The 17,075-nt window shown below is 67.7% G+C and carries 17 protein-coding genes; 2 read left to right on the top strand and 15 right to left on the bottom strand.

Annotation, left to right across the window (positions count from 1 at the left end):
• Window positions 1–8 precede the first annotated feature (8 nt).
• The 13 genes from DQG17_RS03525 to DQG17_RS03465 form a co-directional block, all read right to left on the bottom strand.
• Window positions 9–434: a thioesterase family protein gene (locus DQG17_RS03525; protein WP_116131388.1), complete on the bottom strand. Its 426-nt coding sequence runs from the start codon at window positions 432–434 to the stop codon at window positions 9–11.
• Complete coding sequence (locus DQG17_RS03520) at window positions 434–1,036, bottom strand: NADH-quinone oxidoreductase subunit C (protein WP_116131387.1); 603 nt, start codon at window positions 1,034–1,036, stop codon at window positions 434–436. The genes DQG17_RS03525 and DQG17_RS03520 overlap by 1 nt, the downstream gene beginning before the upstream one ends.
• A 60-nt stretch (window positions 1,037–1,096) precedes the next feature.
• Window positions 1,097–1,630 (bottom strand): NADH-quinone oxidoreductase subunit B family protein, encoded by a 534-nt coding sequence (locus tag DQG17_RS03515; RefSeq protein ID WP_116131386.1) that lies wholly within the window; start codon window positions 1,628–1,630, stop codon window positions 1,097–1,099.
• Entirely contained in the window at window positions 1,621–1,986 is a 366-nt protein-coding gene (locus DQG17_RS03510) for an NADH-quinone oxidoreductase subunit A (protein WP_116131385.1), read from the bottom strand. The genes DQG17_RS03515 and DQG17_RS03510 overlap by 10 nt, the downstream gene beginning before the upstream one ends.
• 317 nt (window positions 1,987–2,303) lie before the next feature.
• Window positions 2,304–3,095 carry a crotonase/enoyl-CoA hydratase family protein gene (locus DQG17_RS03505; RefSeq protein ID WP_116131384.1) on the bottom strand — a complete coding sequence of 264 codons (792 nt, stop codon included), beginning with the start codon at window positions 3,093–3,095 and terminating at the stop codon, window positions 2,304–2,306.
• A gap of 174 nt (window positions 3,096–3,269) precedes the next feature.
• Entirely contained in the window at window positions 3,270–4,130 is an 861-nt protein-coding gene (locus DQG17_RS03500; RefSeq protein ID WP_116131383.1) for a hydroxymethylglutaryl-CoA lyase, read from the bottom strand.
• 148 nt (window positions 4,131–4,278) lie between these two features.
• Window positions 4,279–6,240 carry an acetyl/propionyl/methylcrotonyl-CoA carboxylase subunit alpha gene (locus DQG17_RS03495; protein WP_116131382.1) on the bottom strand — a complete coding sequence of 654 codons (1,962 nt, stop codon included), beginning with the start codon at window positions 6,238–6,240 and terminating at the stop codon, window positions 4,279–4,281.
• A gap of 16 nt (window positions 6,241–6,256) precedes the next feature.
• A complete protein-coding gene (locus tag DQG17_RS03490) occupies window positions 6,257–6,805 on the bottom strand; it encodes a thermonuclease family protein (RefSeq protein WP_157973509.1) in 549 nt (182 codons plus the stop codon).
• A gap of 135 nt (window positions 6,806–6,940) precedes the next feature.
• Window positions 6,941–8,545 carry a carboxyl transferase domain-containing protein gene (locus tag DQG17_RS03485; RefSeq protein ID WP_116131380.1) on the bottom strand — a complete coding sequence of 535 codons (1,605 nt, stop codon included), beginning with the start codon at window positions 8,543–8,545 and terminating at the stop codon, window positions 6,941–6,943.
• A gap of 34 nt (window positions 8,546–8,579) precedes the next feature.
• The gene (locus DQG17_RS03480; protein ID WP_116131379.1) at window positions 8,580–9,068 is read right to left on the bottom strand and encodes a lysozyme inhibitor LprI family protein; all 489 of its coding nucleotides are present in this window, start codon (window positions 9,066–9,068) and stop codon (window positions 8,580–8,582) included.
• 137 nt (window positions 9,069–9,205) lie between these two features.
• Window positions 9,206–10,021, bottom strand: a complete 816-nt coding sequence (locus DQG17_RS03475; RefSeq protein WP_116131378.1) for an EcsC family protein — start codon at window positions 10,019–10,021, stop codon at window positions 9,206–9,208.
• Window positions 10,022–10,148: 127 nt separating this feature from the next.
• On the bottom strand, window positions 10,149–10,661 hold the full coding sequence (locus DQG17_RS03470; protein WP_157973508.1) for a lysozyme inhibitor LprI family protein: 513 nt from the start codon (window positions 10,659–10,661) through the stop codon (window positions 10,149–10,151).
• A 69-nt stretch (window positions 10,662–10,730) separates the two neighbouring features.
• Window positions 10,731–11,894: an isovaleryl-CoA dehydrogenase gene (locus DQG17_RS03465; protein ID WP_116131376.1), complete on the bottom strand. Its 1,164-nt coding sequence runs from the start codon at window positions 11,892–11,894 to the stop codon at window positions 10,731–10,733.
• A 226-nt stretch (window positions 11,895–12,120) separates the two neighbouring features.
• Here DQG17_RS03465 and DQG17_RS03460 point away from each other — a divergent pair, with 226 nt between their 5' ends.
• Entirely contained in the window at window positions 12,121–13,236 is a 1,116-nt protein-coding gene (locus tag DQG17_RS03460) for an AI-2E family transporter (RefSeq protein WP_116131375.1), read from the top strand.
• Between the two features lie 8 nt (window positions 13,237–13,244).
• Here the strand turns inward: DQG17_RS03460 and DQG17_RS03455 are convergent, their stop codons facing one another.
• Together DQG17_RS03455 and DQG17_RS03450 are read right to left on the bottom strand one after the other, a co-directional pair.
• Window positions 13,245–14,474, bottom strand: a complete 1,230-nt coding sequence (locus DQG17_RS03455) for a DegT/DnrJ/EryC1/StrS aminotransferase family protein (protein WP_116131374.1) — start codon at window positions 14,472–14,474, stop codon at window positions 13,245–13,247.
• A gap of 78 nt (window positions 14,475–14,552) precedes the next feature.
• Entirely contained in the window at window positions 14,553–15,656 is a 1,104-nt protein-coding gene (locus DQG17_RS03450; RefSeq protein WP_116131373.1) for an anhydro-N-acetylmuramic acid kinase, read from the bottom strand.
• A 104-nt stretch (window positions 15,657–15,760) separates the two neighbouring features.
• On the opposite strand from DQG17_RS03450, the gene tyrS reads away from it, so the two are divergent.
• The gene (gene tyrS, locus DQG17_RS03445) at window positions 15,761–17,014 is read left to right on the top strand and encodes a tyrosine--tRNA ligase (protein ID WP_116131372.1); all 1,254 of its coding nucleotides are present in this window, start codon (window positions 15,761–15,763) and stop codon (window positions 17,012–17,014) included.
• The last annotated feature ends 61 nt before the right edge of the window (window positions 17,015–17,075 follow it).

The following is a 17,075-nucleotide window of genomic DNA, read 5'->3' as shown; positions in this document are numbered from 1 at the left end:
CTCTGCCCCTATTGCTCGGCCGCCGCGGCCTTGGCGGCCACCTTGGCGTTGAATTTGTCCCAGGCCACGACCGCGCGGCGGTGGTGGCCCTCGCCGATCATGTCCTGCCCGTCATGGCCGCGCACCCTGAAGCGGATGAACCGGCCGTCGATCTCGTCTATTTCGGTCTCGACCGTCACGGTCAGCCCGGGCGGTGTCGGCGCCACATGGGTCAGATCGAACCCGATCCCAAGCGAGCCTTCGCCGGCCTCGTAATAAGGCGCGATCTGCTCGACGCAGGCCCATTCGAACAACCCGATCATGTAGGCGCTCGCCAGCACTTCGGGCATGTCGTCCATGATCCGGGCGTCCGGAAACAGCCGGCAGACGACCTCCTCGGGGCGCACCTTGCGGGCAAAGCTCGCCCGATCGCCGACGGCGAGACCGGGCTTCATCAGCCCTTCCCCTTCTCGTCGCCGGGCAGGATGTATTGCGCGCCCTCCCAGGGCGACATGAAGTCGAACAGACGATAGTCCTGCACCAGCTTCACCGGCTCATAGACCACCCGCTTTTGCAGATCGTCATAGCGAACTTCGGTATAGCCGGTGGTCGGGAAATCCTTGCGCAGCGGATAGCCGCGAAAGCCATAGTCGGTCAGGATCCGGCGCAGGTCGGGATGGCCCGAGAACAGGATCCCGAACATGTCGAAGACCTCGCGCTCGTACCAGTTGGCGCAGGGGAAGACACCGGTCAGCGAAACGACGGGCTCGTCCTCGCGTACCGCCGCCTTCAGCCGGATGCGCTGATTCTGGTGCATCGACAAGAAGTGATAGACCACGTCGAAGCGCTTCTCGCGCTCGGGCAGGTCGACCGCCGTGATGTCGATCAGCTGGTTGAACCGGCAGGAGGGATCGACCTTCAGGAACTCGACGAAATCCACCAAACCGGCCGGGGCGATCTCGACCGTAAGCTGGCCAAGCGCCACGTGCCAGTTCAAGACGTTATCGTCGCGGCGACCGGCGATGTACTCTCCCAGAACCTGCAGTGCTTCGCTCATCTCGGCGTCGTCCTCGTGGTTGGTCTCGTCGTGGCAGCGCGCGGAACCCGCGCGCGGCGTTCAGCGAACAATGGTGCCGGTGCGGCGGATCTTGCGCTGCATCTGCAGGATACCATACAGCAGCGCCTCGGCCGTCGGCGGGCAGCCCGGCACATAGACATCGACCGGCACGATGCGATCAACGCCGCGCACCACCGAATAGCTGTAGTGGTAATAGCCGCCGCCATTGGCACAGGAGCCCATGGACAGCACATAGCGCGGCTCGGGCATCTGGTCATAGACCTTGCGCAGCGCGGGCGCCATCTTGTTGGTCAGCGTGCCCGCGACGATCATCATGTCGGACTGGCGCGGGCTGGCGCGCGGCGCGGTGCCGAACCGTTCAAGGTCATAGCGCGGCATCGAGACGTGGATCATCTCGATGGCACAGCAGGCCAGACCGAAGGTCATCCAGTGCAGGCTGCCGGTACGGGCCCAGTTGATGACATCGGCGGTCGAGGTGACAAGGAACCCCTTGTCGCTCAATTCGCGGTTCAGCGCCTGGGTCGCGGCTTCCTTGTCGGGACCGGCGTCGAAGCGGGACGTGCTCACTCCCATTCCAGGGCTCCCTTTTTCCATTCATAGGCAAAGCCCACGGTCAGGACGATCAGGAAGATCATCATCGACCAGAAGGCGGCGACAGACAGCGCGCCGAACGCGACCGCCCAGGGAAACAGGAATGCAACCTCGAGGTCGAAGATGATGAACAGGATCGACACCAGATAGAACCGGATATCGAATTTCATCCGCGCGTCGTCGAAAGCGTTGAAACCGCATTCATAGGCGCTGAGTTTCTCGGGGTCGGGGTCGTGGGGTGCCACGACGACGGCAGCGAGAACCATGCCCGCGCCCATCACGACCGCAATGGCCAGAAAGATGAGAACGGGAAGATAGTTTCTGAGAAGGTCGTCCACAGTCGGCTCCTTGTCTGCCCGGCGCCCGGCCAGGTGGTCTGGGGCTATTTTGCGGTTTACGCGTGGCACCCGGCGGGGTCAACGGGCGGCATGCCGCGGCAATGCGCCCTGACCGGTCAAAACCTTGTACAGGATGCCGCGGCCCGGCCGGCCGAAACCGCTCGGATGCGCGCAAACCCCGGCAGATCGCCATGTCTTGCAGGTCCTGCGGCTGTCCGCAGGCTTTGCAGGCGCAGAGCCGCTCGGCACAGGCCGGGCAGAAAGCTGCGCCGCAGGGGCGCCTTTTTCTTGCTGTCCGGCCTGCAGACGCCGCAAAGTCAGGCGCGAACCCAGGATGCCGGGCGCTTTTCGAAAAAGGCCGCGATGCCTTCGGCGGCCTCGTCATGCTCCCAGCGTTTCACCAGCGCCGCGATCGAGGCGGCGATGGCGTCCTCGTCGACCCCCGGTGCAAGCCGGCGGATCAGCGCCTTGGCCTCGGCCACAGCGCCGGGTGCGGTCGCCAGATAGGGCACAACCTCGGCCTCGATGGCCGCATCGAGCGCCTCGGGCGCCACCGCGCGTGCCAGCAGCCCAAGCTCCACGGCCTCGGCGGCGTCGAACAGTCGCGCCGACATGAAGACCCGCCGCGCCCGTGCCTCGCCCATGCGCGCGACCACATAGGGACCGATGGTGGCAGGGATCAGCCCGAGCCGGGTCTCGGTCAGTCCAAAGCTGGCGCCGGTGGCACCGACCGCGACATCGCAGACCGCCATCATGCCGACGCCGCCGCCAAAGGCATTGCCGTGGATGCGGCCGATCACCGGCTTCGGACAGGTGTTGAGCGCCTGCAGCATCTGCGCCAGCCGCCCGGCCTCACCGGCGCGGGTGGCGGCGTCGGCCTCGATCTGGCGCTGCATCCAGCCAAGATCGCCGCCGGCGCAAAAGACCGGACCTTCGGCGGCAAGGATCACCACCCGCACCGCCGGATCGGCGCCAAGCTGCAGGATCGCGGCGTGGATCTCGTCCATCATCGCGGCCGACAGGGCGTTGCGCTTGTCAACCCGCGCAAGGCTCAGACGCGCCACGCCGCGCGCGTCCTGTTCGACAGTGATCGTTTCCATTGCGGCCATGATTTGAGCCCCCCTGCCAGTTCCCGCGTTCCGTGTCCGTTGCCCGCCGCCCCCGGGCCAGCCCCCGCCCCCAGGGGCGCAGCGGCGCGGCCGCCTTGTCAGGCGTTGGGCCGGGCAGCGCCCACGGCGCTGCGGTGGCGTCCGGATATGCCCGTCCGTTGTCTCCGCTCGCTCTCAGGCCGGCGCGTGCCGCATCGATTGCGCCATCGCCGCCGCGCGCGCCACGACATCGGCATCAAGCCCGGTCTCGATCCCCTGCCCGGTGAGCCAGCCGAGCAACCGCTCGGTCGCAACGTTGCCCTTCGCCCCCGGGGCATAGGGACACCCGCCGAGCCCGCCCACCGCCGCATCGAAGACCCGCAGGCCCTGTTCGAGTGCCACCGCGACGTTTTCGAGCGCCCGCCCCGAGGTGTCGTGAAAATGCCCGGCAAGCGCCGCGGCCGGCACCTCGGAGGTGACCGCCGCCAGCATCTGCCCGACCCTTTCGGGAAGGCCCCGACCAGTGGTTTCGCCAAGCGAGACCTCATAGACCCCAAGCGCGCGCAACCGGGCGACGACCGCCGCCACCGCGGCGGGCGCCACCGGCCCGTCATAGGGGCAGTCGGTCACGCAGGAGACATAGCCGCGAAGCGGCAGCCCGGCCGCGCGCGCTTCGGCTGCGACCGGGGCGAGCCGGTCAAAGCTCTCGTCGATCGAGCAGTTGAGGTTGGCCCGGCTGAAACCCTCGGAGGCGCTGACAAAGATCGCGCCCTCGCCGGCCCCCGCGGCCAGCGCCCGTTCAAGGCCCCGCAGATTGGGCACAAGCGCCATGTAGGACACGCCCGGGGCACGGGCAATGCCCGCCAGAACCTGCGCCGAGTCGGCCATCTGCGGCACCCATCTGGGGCTGACGAAGCTCGCCACCTCGATCCGGCGGAACCCGGCGGTGCCGAGGAGATCGACCAGCGCGATCTTCTCGGCCAAGGGGATCAGCCGCGTCTCGTTCTGCAACCCGTCGCGGGGGCCAACCTCGACAATCTCCACCCGGTCCGTCATTCACGTCTCCCCAGGGCAGCAAGACAGGCCCCCTGACCCGGCACGACCGCGCGCCAAAGGCGCGCCCGGCCCATCGGGACGCGCCCCATAAGGGGCAAAGCCGGGCGGGAGAGCCCCTTTGCCCGACCATAGTGCCCGTTCCGCGCAGTCACGACGCCACCGCCTGCTCCGGCACATCCTCGAACCGGATCAGCGCATCGTGGGCCGAGACCTGTCCGCCCACCCCGGCCAGCACTTCGGCGACCACCCCGTCGCGGAGGGCGGTCAGGACATGTTCCATCTTCATCGCCTCCAGCACCACCAGCCGGTCGCCAGCCGCGACGGCATCGCCGCGGGCGACACAGACCTCGCGCACTACGCCCGGCATCGGCGCCTCGACCAGATTGCCGGCCGCACCCGCCTCGTCCCAGTCGTCGCGCAGATCGGGCAGCGCAAACTCCCAGGGCCGCCCGGCAAAGACCGTGACCGTATCCGCCAGCGCCACCGCCGTCAGCATCGGTCCGGTCCCGCCGATCCGCCAGCCCGCACCGTCGCGCCGGCACAGATGCTCCTGCCCCTCGAACCCGGCCACCGCTTGCCCGGGTCCGGTCACGGCCAGCGACACCCGGAAATCGTCCTCGGCCCGCAACAGGTGGATCTGCCGTGTCAGCGGGTGCCACAGGCTGAAGCCCTCGAACCCCGTCCCCGGCGCGTCAAGACCGGCCGCCGCCAGTGCGGCGCGGATCACCACGGCGGGCGCTGGGGGTCCCTCTGCGACCAGATCCGCCACATCCCGGCCGATCAGCCCGGTGTCGACCTCTCCGGCGGCAAAGCCCGCGTGGCGCGACAACGCCGCCAGAAACCCGATGTTGGTGACCGTCCCCGCGACTTCGGTCCCGCTCAGTGCCTGCTGCAACCGGCTCAGCGCCACCGCCCGGCTCGGGCCATGGCTGACGATCTTGGCGATCATCGGGTCGTACCAAGGGCTGATCTCGTCGCCCTCGCGCACCCCGCTGTCGCAGCGCGCGCCCGGCGCGAACCGCAGATGGTCGAGCCGCCCGGTCGCGGGCAAAAAACCCGCCGGCACGTCCTCGGCATAAAGCCGCGCCTCGAAGGCATGGCCGTTCAGCGCGATCTGATCTTGGGCAAGCGGCAGCGGCTCGCCGCCTGCAACCCGCAACTGCCACGCGACCAGATCGAGCCCGGTCACAGCCTCGGTCACCGGATGTTCGACCTGCAGCCGCGTGTTCATCTCCATGAACCAGAACCCGTCAGGCCGCAGCCCCCGCGATCCGTCGACGATGAACTCGACGGTGCCCGCGCCGCGATAGCCGATCGCCAGCGCCGCCGTCACCGCCGCAGCCCCCATGGCGGCGCGCATCTCGTCGGTCATGCCAGGGGCCGGCGCCTCTTCGATCACCTTCTGGTGGCGGCGCTGCAGCGAACAGTCGCGTTCATACAGATGGACGGCATTGCCGTGGGCATCGCCGAACACCTGCACCTCGATATGCCGCGGCCGTTCGACATATTTCTCGATCAGAACGTCGGAATTGCCGAAAGCGCCCTGCGCCTCGGCCCGGGCCGAGGCCAGTGCCGCCGAGAATTCCAGCGCCTGTTCGACCCGGCGCATCCCCTTGCCGCCGCCGCCCGCAACCGCCTTGATCAACACCGGATAGCCGATGTGCGAGGCCTCCGCGGCCAGCCGCCCCGGGTCCTGATCGGCACCGTGATAGCCCGGCACCACCGGAACCCCGGCCTTTTCCATCAAGGCCTTGGCGGCATCCTTCAGCCCCATGGCCCGGATCGCATCGGAACTCGGCCCGACAAAGACCAGCCCCGCCGCCTCCACCGCATCGACAAAATCGGGGTTCTCGGACAGAAAGCCATAGCCCGGATGGATCGCATCCGCGCCGACCTGCAGCGCCGCGGCTATCATACGGCTTCCATCGAGATAGCTGTCGGCAGGCGCCGGCCCGCCGATCCGCACCGCCTCGTCGGCCATCTCGACATGCAGCGCCCCGGCATCGGCATCGGAATAGACCGCGACCGTCGCGATCCCCATGCCGCGCGCCGTGCGCATGATGCGGCAGGCAATCTCGCCGCGATTGGCGATCAGCAGCTTTTTGATCATCGGTCCCCTCCTCCCGTCACGAATTGCACCAGCCGGCGCGCCTGCCGCCGTCGTAGGCCCGCGCCAGCCCCGTCGCGATCATCCGCTCGGCGACCGGCACACCATCGACCGACATCACAGCCAGCCGCCGGCCATAGCGGTCGCTTCCGAGCGGCGTCAGCCCGATCTCTCCTGCGGTCCAGATCTGCCAGCGCAGCACATAGCTCGCCGCCATGGCCTTCATCCGCTCGCTGCCACACGCCCCCTTGAACTCGGGCGTGTCGAAGCCCGAAAGCCGCGTGCTCATGGCGCCATCCTTCGGGCAGCGGATCCAGACAGTGTCGCCATCGACGACCCACATCACCCGGCATCCCTGTTCGGTTGGCTTCAACAGCCCGACACCGAATGTGACCGCCGGCGGCAACAGCAGAACCGCGGCGACCGCTGCCGCAAGGATCCGTCCGAGCGAGGTCCTGCGCCAGATCCTGCCCCCGCGCCGCCGTCGCGGCGGCGTCCCCAGATCGTATTTCGGATGTCGGCGATCGTGCCGGCTGAACCTGACGACGCGTCGCTCTCTTCGTGCCACCTGCCCCGACCTTTCCGTGCCGACCCTCACCCTCTCGGTGCCGACCCCTGCCCTTCTTCTGTTCGGAAATATCCCGGGGAGCGCGAGGGGCTGGCCCCTCGCTGCCGCACGCCGCCACATGCCCCGACATTCCGCTCACATCCGGAACACGCCAAAGCGTGTCTCCTCGACCGGCGCATTCAGCGCCGCGCGCAGCGACAGGCCCAGCACATCGCGGCTCTTCCTCGGATCGATCACCCCGTCGTCCCACAGCCGCGCCGAGGCATAGAGCGGGTGCGCCTGGGTCTCGAACATCGCCTCGGTGGGGCGGCGGAACGCGGCCTCGTCCTCGGCCGACCATTCCCCACCGGCAGCCTCGATGCCCGCGCGCCGCACCTGCGCCAGAACGCCCGCGGCCTGCGGCCCGCCCATGACCGATATCCGGGAATTGGGCCAGGTCCACAGGAATCGCGGCTGATAGGCCCGGCCGGCCATGCCATAGTTTCCGGCCCCAAAGGACCCCCCGACCAGCATGGTGATCTTCGGCACCGCGGTCGTGGCGACCGCCGTCACCATCTTGGCGCCGTGCCGGGCGATCCCCTCGTTCTCGTATTTCTTGCCCACCATGAAGCCGGTGATGTTTTGCAGGAACACCAGCGGGATCCGCCGCTGCGAACACAGCTCGACGAAATGCGCGCCTTTCTGGGCGGCCTCGGAAAACAGCACGCCGTTGTTGGCAACGATCCCGACCGGGCAGCCATGGACATGGGCAAAGCCCGTCACCAGCGTATCTCCGAACCGCGCCTTGAACTCGTCCAGCCGCGAACCGTCGACGATCCGGGCGATCACCTCGCGGATGTCGTAGGGGGTCGAGAGCTTTGCCGGCACCACCGACAGGATCTCGTCGGGGTCATAGGCCGGCGGCTCGGGGCTGGCCCAGTCGCTGCCGACCGCCGGCGCGGGCCCGAGCGAGGCCACCGCCTGCCGTGCCAGCACCAGCGCATGGGCGTCATCGACCGCAAGATAATCGGCGACACCCGACAGCCGCGTGTGCACGTCGCCGCCGCCAAGCTCTTCGGCCGTTACCACCTCGCCCGTCGCCGCGCGCACCAGCGGCGGACCGGCCAGAAAGATCGTGCCCTGATCGCGGACGATGATGGTGACATCGGACATTGCCGGCACATAGGCGCCGCCCGCGGTGCACGACCCCATGACGACCGCGATCTGGGCGATGCCCTTGGCGCTCATCCGCGCCTGATTATAGAAGATCCGCCCGAAATGGTCGCGGTCGGGGAACACCTCGTCCTGCTGCGGCAGGTTGGCCCCGCCCGAATCGACCAGATAGACGCAGGGCAGATGGCATTCCTCGGCGATCTCCTGCGCGCGCAGATGCTTCTTGACCGTCATCGGATAGTAGGAGCCGCCCTTCACGGTGGCGTCGTTGCACACCACCATCACGTCGCGCCCCGCCACCCGGCCGATGCCGGCGACAACCCCGGCACCGGGGGCCGCACCATCGTAAAGCCCGTGCGCCGCTGTGGCCCCGATCTCGAGGAAGGGCGAGCCCGGATCGAGCAGCCCTGCCACTCGGTCCCGCGGCAGCATCTTGCCGCGCGAGACATGCCGGGTCCGCGCCCGTTCGCCGCCGCCTGCCGCCGCCAGCTCTGCCGCCGCCGCGATCTCGGCAAGGGCTGCCAGATGCGCGGCCCGGTTGGCGGCAGAAATTTCGCTGCCGGTCAGGACAGAGGAGTGGATCCGCATCAGACACGCCCCCCGCAGGCCGGGCGGACAGCGGCTATTGGCTCAGCGTGCGATAGAATTCCATCGCGCGTTCGGCCGTCATGTCCCGCACACAGGCAACGGGCGCGATCGACCGCATGGTTCCGCCGGCATACTCGTCGTATTCCTGCTGGCACCTGGCATCGCGATAGGCGATCCAGGCGCGCTGGGTTTTCAACTGGCTGTCCAGGATTTCCATCGCCTCGGCCCTGGCCTTCATCTGCGGCCACAACTGGTTCAGAAGCTGGTCCCACAAGGCACCGCCTTCCTGCATGCACGCGCCGATGTCGGGCGTCGTCTCGCTGCCCTTCAAATCGATGCAGGCATTGTAGAGCTGCTGGCTGCAGGCCTCGGCGGTCAGCGTGGGGGTGGCCACCCCGTTGCCGGCGATGCAGTCCTCGAGTATCGGCAGCGACTGGGCCGAGGCCTGAAACACCCCTGATCCCAAAACACCAAGGCTCAGAACTGCCCCGCAAACCTGCCCGTATCGACCGATACCCATCATGCCACCTCTTCTGTTTCACGGCTCTGCGCCGGGCGGCCCCAATGTGCGCCTCGACGCGCGAAAGGTAGCACGCCGGTGCCCTGTTCGCGACCCGCTGCCCCGCCCCTGTCCCGCTCCCACCGCTCATGCGCTCCCCCTCATGTGCTCTCGCCCTGTTCCGCGACACCCGCGATCATCCGCCGTTCCATCAGCCAGCGCTGGCGATAGGCATAGCGCGCGGCGCGGGCAACATCGGTCTGGAAACTGGCGTTGACGACGGCGGCGACCGCCCCGCCGATCACCGGCACCATCTGCCCGGCCTTGCGGCCCGCCAGGCTGAACCCAAGCTGGCGGGCAATGCGTTCGACCACCTTGTCCGATACCCATGTCCCGCCACGTTCCAGAACCAGCCGCCCCTCGGGACTGGCCAGAAAGGCCGCCATCGCGTTCAGGTTCTCGATACTGCGCCGCCGCCCGTCCTCGGCCGCGGTTGCCGCGACCTCCAGCACCATCAAGCGATAGAGCCGTTCTTCAGCGTCGTCGCCGTGAAAGCCGAAGGCTGCGCCGGTGGCGCGCACGTTGCGGGCGGCCAGCGCGATTGTCGCCGGAATGTCGGCCGTCATGCCCGCCGCGCCGAAAAAGCCCGAGGCGCCGCCGGTCGCGGCATTGGTGCCCGAGGCCCAGGCCTGCACCCGCATCGCCGCAGCCTCGCAGGCCGCAAGATCGTCGACCGAATGCGCCGTCGCCGCCCGCGGCACCGTCGGCCCCATCGCCCGGTCGGCCAGCGCCAGTCCGCGCCGGATCAGGGCCGGTGGCAACAGCCGCCCGAGCAGCCCGCCGATCGGGGCGGTCAAGCGCTCGGCGCCGCGGCCCATGCGGGTCTGGCGGCGCTGCTCGAACCTGCGCTGGCGCTCCAGCGCCTCGCGCAACATCTCTGCCGCCATCTGCGACGGGCTCCCCTCGGTCGGGCTCATCGGGCATCTCCTTCAGGCATGCGCCGGCGCAAGACGCGCCGGGCACTCGGACCCGATATGGTCACGATACGGTGCGCGAAAAAGCCCGGGCGGCGCGCCATTGGCGCCGCCGCATTACCGGGGCGGCCTAGCGATAGGCCAACGCCTTCTCGAGGAACAACGCCTGCTCTCCGGTCAGCTTCATCATGCAGCTTGCCGCGGCCGTCACCCCATAGGGCGTACCCCGGCGCAACATCGCCTCGACGGCGCAGGTCTTCTGGCGCCAGTCCTTCCAGGCGGCCATCTGCGCGGCAAGATCGTCGGTCAGCTTGAAGGGCGCCGCCGTGGTGTTCTTCGCCGTGTCGAATTGGGCATCGGCCTCGGCGGCCTTCCGTTGCATCGCGTCGTAGGCCTCTCCCATGCGCTTGTCCCAAAAGGCCGTTTCGCTGGTCATGCAGAGCGCGATATCGGCGGGCGCGTTGGATTTCAGCTTTACCCGGCAGGCCTCGGCCGAGGCGCCGACGCAGTCGCGCCGCTTTGCGCGGGTCGGTGACTTTTTCAGGCAGTCCGCGGTCTGCGACGGGCTGAAGGGGAGTGTCTGGGCATGGATCGGAACCGGCACGGCAAGGGTGACGGCGACGACAAGGCAGGTCAGTCGCATCAAGTATCTCCAGAGGCGCGCGCCCGCCTCTGTAGTATGTAATAACATACCGCATGTCCATGCCGGATGTCAGCTTATCGCCCCCATCAGCTCGCGCCCGATCAGCATGCGCCGGATCTCCGAGGTTCCGGCCCCGATCTCCATCAGCTTGGCATCGCGGAACAGCCGGCTGACGGTCGATTCATTCATGAATCCGGTTCCCCCCATTGCCTGCACCGCCTGATGCGCCTGGGTCATCGCAACCTCCGAGGCATAAAGCACGCAGGCCGCCGCATCCGCGCGCGTCACCTGCCCGCGATCACAGGCGCGCGCGACCTCATAGACATAGGCTCGCGCAGTGTTCAGCGCCGTGTACATATCGGCGATCTTGCCCTGCATCAGCTGGAACGAGCCAATCGGCTGGCCGAATTGCTTGCGGTCGCGCAGATAGGGCATGACCTCGTCCAGACAGGCCGCAATGATGCCGACCCCGATGCCCGCCAGCACGACCCGTTCGTAATCGAGCCCCGACATCAGCACCCGGACACCCCGGCCCTCCTCGCCCAGCACGTTCTCGAACGGCACCTCGACATTCTCGAAGATCAGTTCGGCCGTATTGGACCCGCGCATCCCGAGCTTGTCGAAATGCGGCGAGGTCGAAAACCCCGTCATGGTCTTCTCGACGATGAAGGCGGTGATGCCTTTTGCGCCCGCCTCGGGATCGGTCTTGGCATAGACCACCAGCGTGTCCGCGTCGGGGCCGTTGGTGATCCAGTACTTGGTGCCGTTCAGGACGTAGCGATCGTTCTTCTTCTCGGCACGCAGCTTCATCGACACCACGTCGGAGCCTGCGCCCGCCTCGGACATTGCCAGCGCACCGACATGCTCGCCCGAGAGCAGCCCGGGCAGATACCGGCGCTTTTGCGCCTCGTTGCCGTTCAGCTTGATCTGGTTGACGCAAAGATTCGAGTGGGCGCCATAGGACAGCGAGACCGAGGCCGAGGCCCGCGCGATTTCCTCGACCGCAATCGTATGGGCCAGATAGGACATGCCGGCGCCGCCGTATTCCTCGGGCACGGTGATACCGAGCAGCCCCAGATCGCCCATCTCGCGCCACAGCTCGGACGGAAATTCGTTGCTGCGGTCGACCTCGGCCGCGATCGGCTTGACCCGCTCCTGGGCCCAGCGATGCACCATGTCGCGCAAGGCGGCGACATCCTCATCCAGTCCAAACGACATCGTTGCGGTGAACATCGCCCAGGGCCTCCCCTCCCCCTTTATTGAACGATCGTTCAAATACTAGACACGGATCGCGCGGCCGGTCAATCGGGTGAATCCGGTGGGCCGTATTTTACACCGCGTCTTGAAAGGTCCGGATTGCGCCAGCGTTGGTCTGGCAGCGGTCGCCCCCCACCCGGGCGAAACCGGCTTTCCGGTCGGCGGCCAAGCGGCTAGAGTTCCCCCAAACACCGGACCCCGCATGGCCCAGCCGCCGACCCGCGCCTCTTTCCTGTCGCCTGAAACCCTGCGCCCGGTGGCGCTGGTTCTGGTGACTGTGCTGATCACGCTGATCTTCTTCGGCATGGTCAAGGGTTTCCTGATCTCGCTGCTGATGGCGGCTATCGTGGCCGAACTGACGCGGCCGGTATTTCGCCGGATCCGCGATGCGCTTGGCGGCCGCCGCAGTCTGGCAAGCGGGATCACGCTGTGTCTGATCCTGCTTCTGGTCGTGCTGCCGGTGTTTCTTGTCGCCACCATCGCCGGCCAGCAGGCCGTCTCGATGTCGCGCTCGGTCGTCGGCATCGTCAACACGCTGAGCGGCGCCGCCGCCGAATTCAAGCTGCCCCACTGGGTGCCCTATTACGACAGCATCGACGACCTCGGCCCCGATATCGCCTCGAAGGTCGCGGATCTGATCACGGCGGTCGCACGTTTCATGATCGGCACGCTGTCTTCGGTCACCCGCGGCACCGCGGTCTTCTTCCTCGACACCTTCATCTTCCTCTATGCGATGTTCTTCTTCCTGCAGATGGAGGAGCCGGTGATGACCCAGATCCTGCGCTTCACCGGGCTGGCACAGGAGACCCAGCACAAGATCGCCGAGCGGGCGGTTTCGGTCAGCCGGGCGACGATCAAGGGCACCCTGGTGATCGGCATCGTGCAGGGACTGCTTGGCGCCATCGGGTTCTGGGCGACGGGGATCGAGGGCGCGACCTTCTGGGGCGTGGTCATGGCCATCGTGTCCATCGTGCCGGGGATCGGGCCGGGGCTGGTGCTGGCCATCGGCGTGATCTTTCTGGCCGCCTCCGGCCAGACCACGGCGGCCATCGCGCTTGGCCTCTGGTCGGGGCTGGTCGTGACCACCATCGACAACATCCTGCGCCCGATCCTTGTCGGCCGCGACACCCAGATGCACGACATCCTGATCCTGATCTCGACCTTCGGCGGGCTTGGGATGTTCGGAGCCGTCGGGCTGGTGCTGGGTCCGGTGGTGGCGGCGCTGTTCGTCACCATATGGACGACGCTGGCCGAGGCGATGAAACAGGCCCCGACAGCTCAGGCCGTGGTAGAGGACAGGCCCGCGCAAAACGGCTGATCCCCCGCTCAGGGCGTCGTCGTCGCCTCCGCGCGCGCCGCACCCTCGGCCTGCGTCACCTCGGCCCGGATGATGCGGGCGATCTGCGCGCAGTCCTCAAGGCTGAAGGTCAGCGGCAGCCGCATGTCGACCAGCCCGGCCAGAACAAGGTCGGTCGCGGGCAAGGCCACAGGGTCGGCATAGCGCCAGTGCTCGTAGCGCGAGGTAAAGCCCGCCGGGCGGTCGGCGCCGAACCATTTCAGCTCGACCCCCCGGGCCGCCGCACGCGCAACCAGATCGCGGATCGCCGCGGCGGACCAGCCGGGCAACAGGAACTGGAACGAGGAGCCGACGAAATCCTCGGCCGCCGGCCGATCAATCAGCCGCAGACCGGGCGTACCCGCAAGCCCCGCCTCGACCACGCGATAGCGGTCGGTCCAGGCCGCGCATTGCGCCCCGAGGGCTGCCAGTTGCGGCCGCAGGATCGCCGCGCGCAGGTTGTCCATCCGCCCCGAGATGTTCGGCGTGTCAAACAGCAGCCCCTCGAAGGCCTCGACGGGCGGTGCCGCGAGATGCCGGTCATAGAGCATATAGCTGCCCGACAGCAGGACCGCGCGGGCCATCATCTTGGCATCGTCCGACACCAGCAGCCCGCCCTCGCCCGAGTTCATGTGCTTGTAGGTCTGGGTCGAATAGCAGCCGATTGCGCCATGCCGGCCCGAGGCGACGCCGTTCCACGCAGCTCCCATGGTGTGGGCGCAATCCTCGATCACGGTCACGCCAGCCGAATCGCAGATCGCCATCAGCCGCTCCATGTCGCAGAGATGGCCGCGCATGTGGCTCAGCAGCAGCACCTTCGCCTGCCCCGCCTTAGCTGCAAGGTCATGCAGATCGAGGGTCAGATCCCCGGTCACCTCGACGAATATCGCGCATGCACCGACCGCAGCGATGGCGCCGGGCACGGGCGCCAGAGTGAAGGCATTGGTCAACACCGGGTCGCCGGGGCCAACCCCCACCGCACGCAGCGCCGTTGCCAGCGCATAGCCCCCCGAGGCCACCGCAAGGCAATAGCGCGCACCCACGAACTCCGCGAAGTCCTGCTCCAGCAGTGCCACTTCGCCCGCCTCGCCCGACGCAACGTTATAGCGGTGCAGCCGGCCATGGCGCAGCACCTCGAGGGCCGCGGCAATCCCCGCCTCGGGGATCGGCTCCTGCTGGGTAAAGCTGCCTTCGAAGGTCTCGCGCGCGGTGTCTGTCATGGGCCGAGGTCTGCCGCGACGGGCCGCGCGGGTCAATGGCGCGCCCCGCCCCAATGGCGGCGACACGCCAGCGCAGGCTCAGTCGTCCGGCAGCGAAACGCGCCCGCCGGTCAGCGGCGCCGCAACCCCCGTGGTGGCCGGAAACGTCAGCGCCAGCCCCCGGGCCGAGCGCACCGCCAGATAGGCGAAGGCCTGCGCCTCGATCATGTCGCCATCGAGGCCCACCGCCTCGACCGCATCGACCGGAACGCCAAGGCCCTCGGCAATTCCTGCCATCAGCACCGGGTTCAGCCGCCCGCCGCCGGTTACCAGCACCCGCGCCACGGGGGCCGGAAAAAACTCGGCCCCGCGGCAGACCGACAGGGCCGCCGCTGCGGTCAGGGTCGCCGCCGCATCGGCATTGTCGAGCGGCGCAACCTGCGCCATCAGGGTCGCGAAATCGTCACGGTCGAGCGACTTTGGCGGCGCCACCTCGAACCACGGGTGGGCGGCAAACCGCGTCAGCACCGTGGCATCGGCCGTGCCCTGCGCCGCCAGCGCCCCGCCTTCGTCGAAGGCAAGGCCAAGCCGCGCCTGCATCAGATCGTTGAGCGGAGCATTCGCGGGGCCAGTGTCAAAGGCCAGCACCGCGCCCGCCTCCTCGACCCGGTCGAGCCGCGGATCGACCCAGGTCAGGTTCCCGACCCCGCCGAGATTCAGAAACGCCAGCGGCGCCTCGGCCCCCAGCCATTTGGCCAGCGCAAAGTGATAGGCCGGCGCCAGCGGCGCCCCCTGACCGCCCGCCGCCACATCGGCAGTCCGGAAATCCCACACGACGGGAAGCCCGAGCTCGCGCGCCAGCTTTGCCCCGTTGCCCGCCTGATAGGTGCCGCGCCCGCCCGGATCGTGGGCCAGGGTCTGGCCGTGAAACCCGGCCAGCTCGACCTTGCCGGCAAGGCCCGCCATCACTTCGGCATGGACGTCTTCCACGACCTCGGCGGCCTCGGCCTCGCGGGTTTCGCCGGGCCACCGGCCCAGGGCCGCACGCAGCAGTTCCCGTTCCTCGGGTTCATAGCGCCGATACGCGCTTTCACCGAAGCCCGCGATCGTGATCCCGTCGGTCTCGATCACCGCCACATCGACCCCGTCGAGCGAGGTGCCCGACATGGTGCCAAGCACCCGAACCGTGCCTTCCGTCAACATCCACTTTCCCTTGCCTGCCCGCGCCGCTAGAAACCCGCCCAAGACACACCCTGGTTGCGTCGGCGGTCACGACTTTCGCAGCCCGAGATATGGACCGAAGACGCATGACCTACCACCCGAAATCCGACTTCATCAACGTGATGATCGAACGGGGCTTCATGGCCGACTGCACCGATCTGCAGGGCCTCGACGATGCCATGATCGCGGGCGTGGTTCCGGCCTATATCGGCTTCGACGCGACGGCGAAATCGCTGCATGTCGGCTCGCTGATCCAGATCATGATGCTGCGCTGGCTGCAAAAGACCGGCCACAAGCCGATCACGTTGATGGGCGGCGGCACCACCAAGGTGGGCGATCCCTCGTTCCGCGCCGACGAACGCCCGCTGCTGACGCCCGCGCAGATCGACGCCAATATCGCCGGCATCAAGCAGGTGTTCTCGGCCTATGTCTCGTATGACGACAGCCCCACCGGCGCGCTGATGATCAACAACGCCGAATGGCTCGACGATCTGAACTATCTCGATTTCCTGCGCGACATCGGCCGGCATTTCTCGGTCAACCGCATGCTCGCCTTCGAATCGGTGAAGTCGCGGCTCGACCGCGAACAGTCGCTGAGCTTTCTCGAATTCAACTACATGATCCTGCAGGCCTACGATTTCCTCGAACTGAACCGCCGCTATGGCTGTGCGCTGCAGATGGGCGGATCGGACCAGTGGGGCAATATCGTCAACGGGATCGACCTGACCCGCCGGGTGCTGGATCAGGAGATCTTCGGCCTCACCTCGCCGCTGCTGACCACCTCGGACGGCAAGAAGATGGGCAAGAGCCAGAGCGGCGCCGTCTGGCTGAACAGCGCGATGCTGAGCCCCTATGAGTTCTGGCAGTTCTGGCGCAATACGACCGACGCCGATGTCGGCCGGTTCCTCAAGCTTTATACCGAGCTTGGCGTCGACGAATGCGACCGGCTCGGGGCGCTTGAAGGCTCCGAGATCAACGAGGCCAAGATCCTGCTGGCCAATCAGGTGACAGCCCTGCTGCACGGCGCCGAGGCGGCCGAGGCGGCCGAGGCGACCGCCCGCGAGGTGTTCGAAAAGGGGGGCGTCGGCGACGATCTGCCGACGCTCGAACTGTCTGCCGACGAGATTGGCGAGGGGATCTCGATCATCCAGCTCATTGTCCGCTCGGGCCTTGCCAAGACCGGCAAGGAAGCCAAGCGGCTGATCGCCGATCACGGCGCAAGGCTCGACGACGCGCCGCTGACCGATGCGGGCCTGATGCTGGACGCGACAGCGCTGGCCTCGCCGGTCAAGCTTTCGGCCGGCAGGAAGCGCCACGCGCTGGTCACGCTGATCCGCTGAGGCGGCGCAACCGGGCAATGCGCCGATCCCGGATTCGGAAGCTGCCCGGAATGGGCGGTCA

Source organism: Tropicimonas sp. IMCC34043 (genome assembly GCF_003390845.1).
Taxonomy (GTDB): Bacteria; Pseudomonadota; Alphaproteobacteria; order Rhodobacterales; family Rhodobacteraceae; genus Tropicimonas.
The sequence above is the reverse complement of the archived record's forward strand: the minus strand, read 5'-3'. Positions and strand labels throughout refer to the sequence as shown.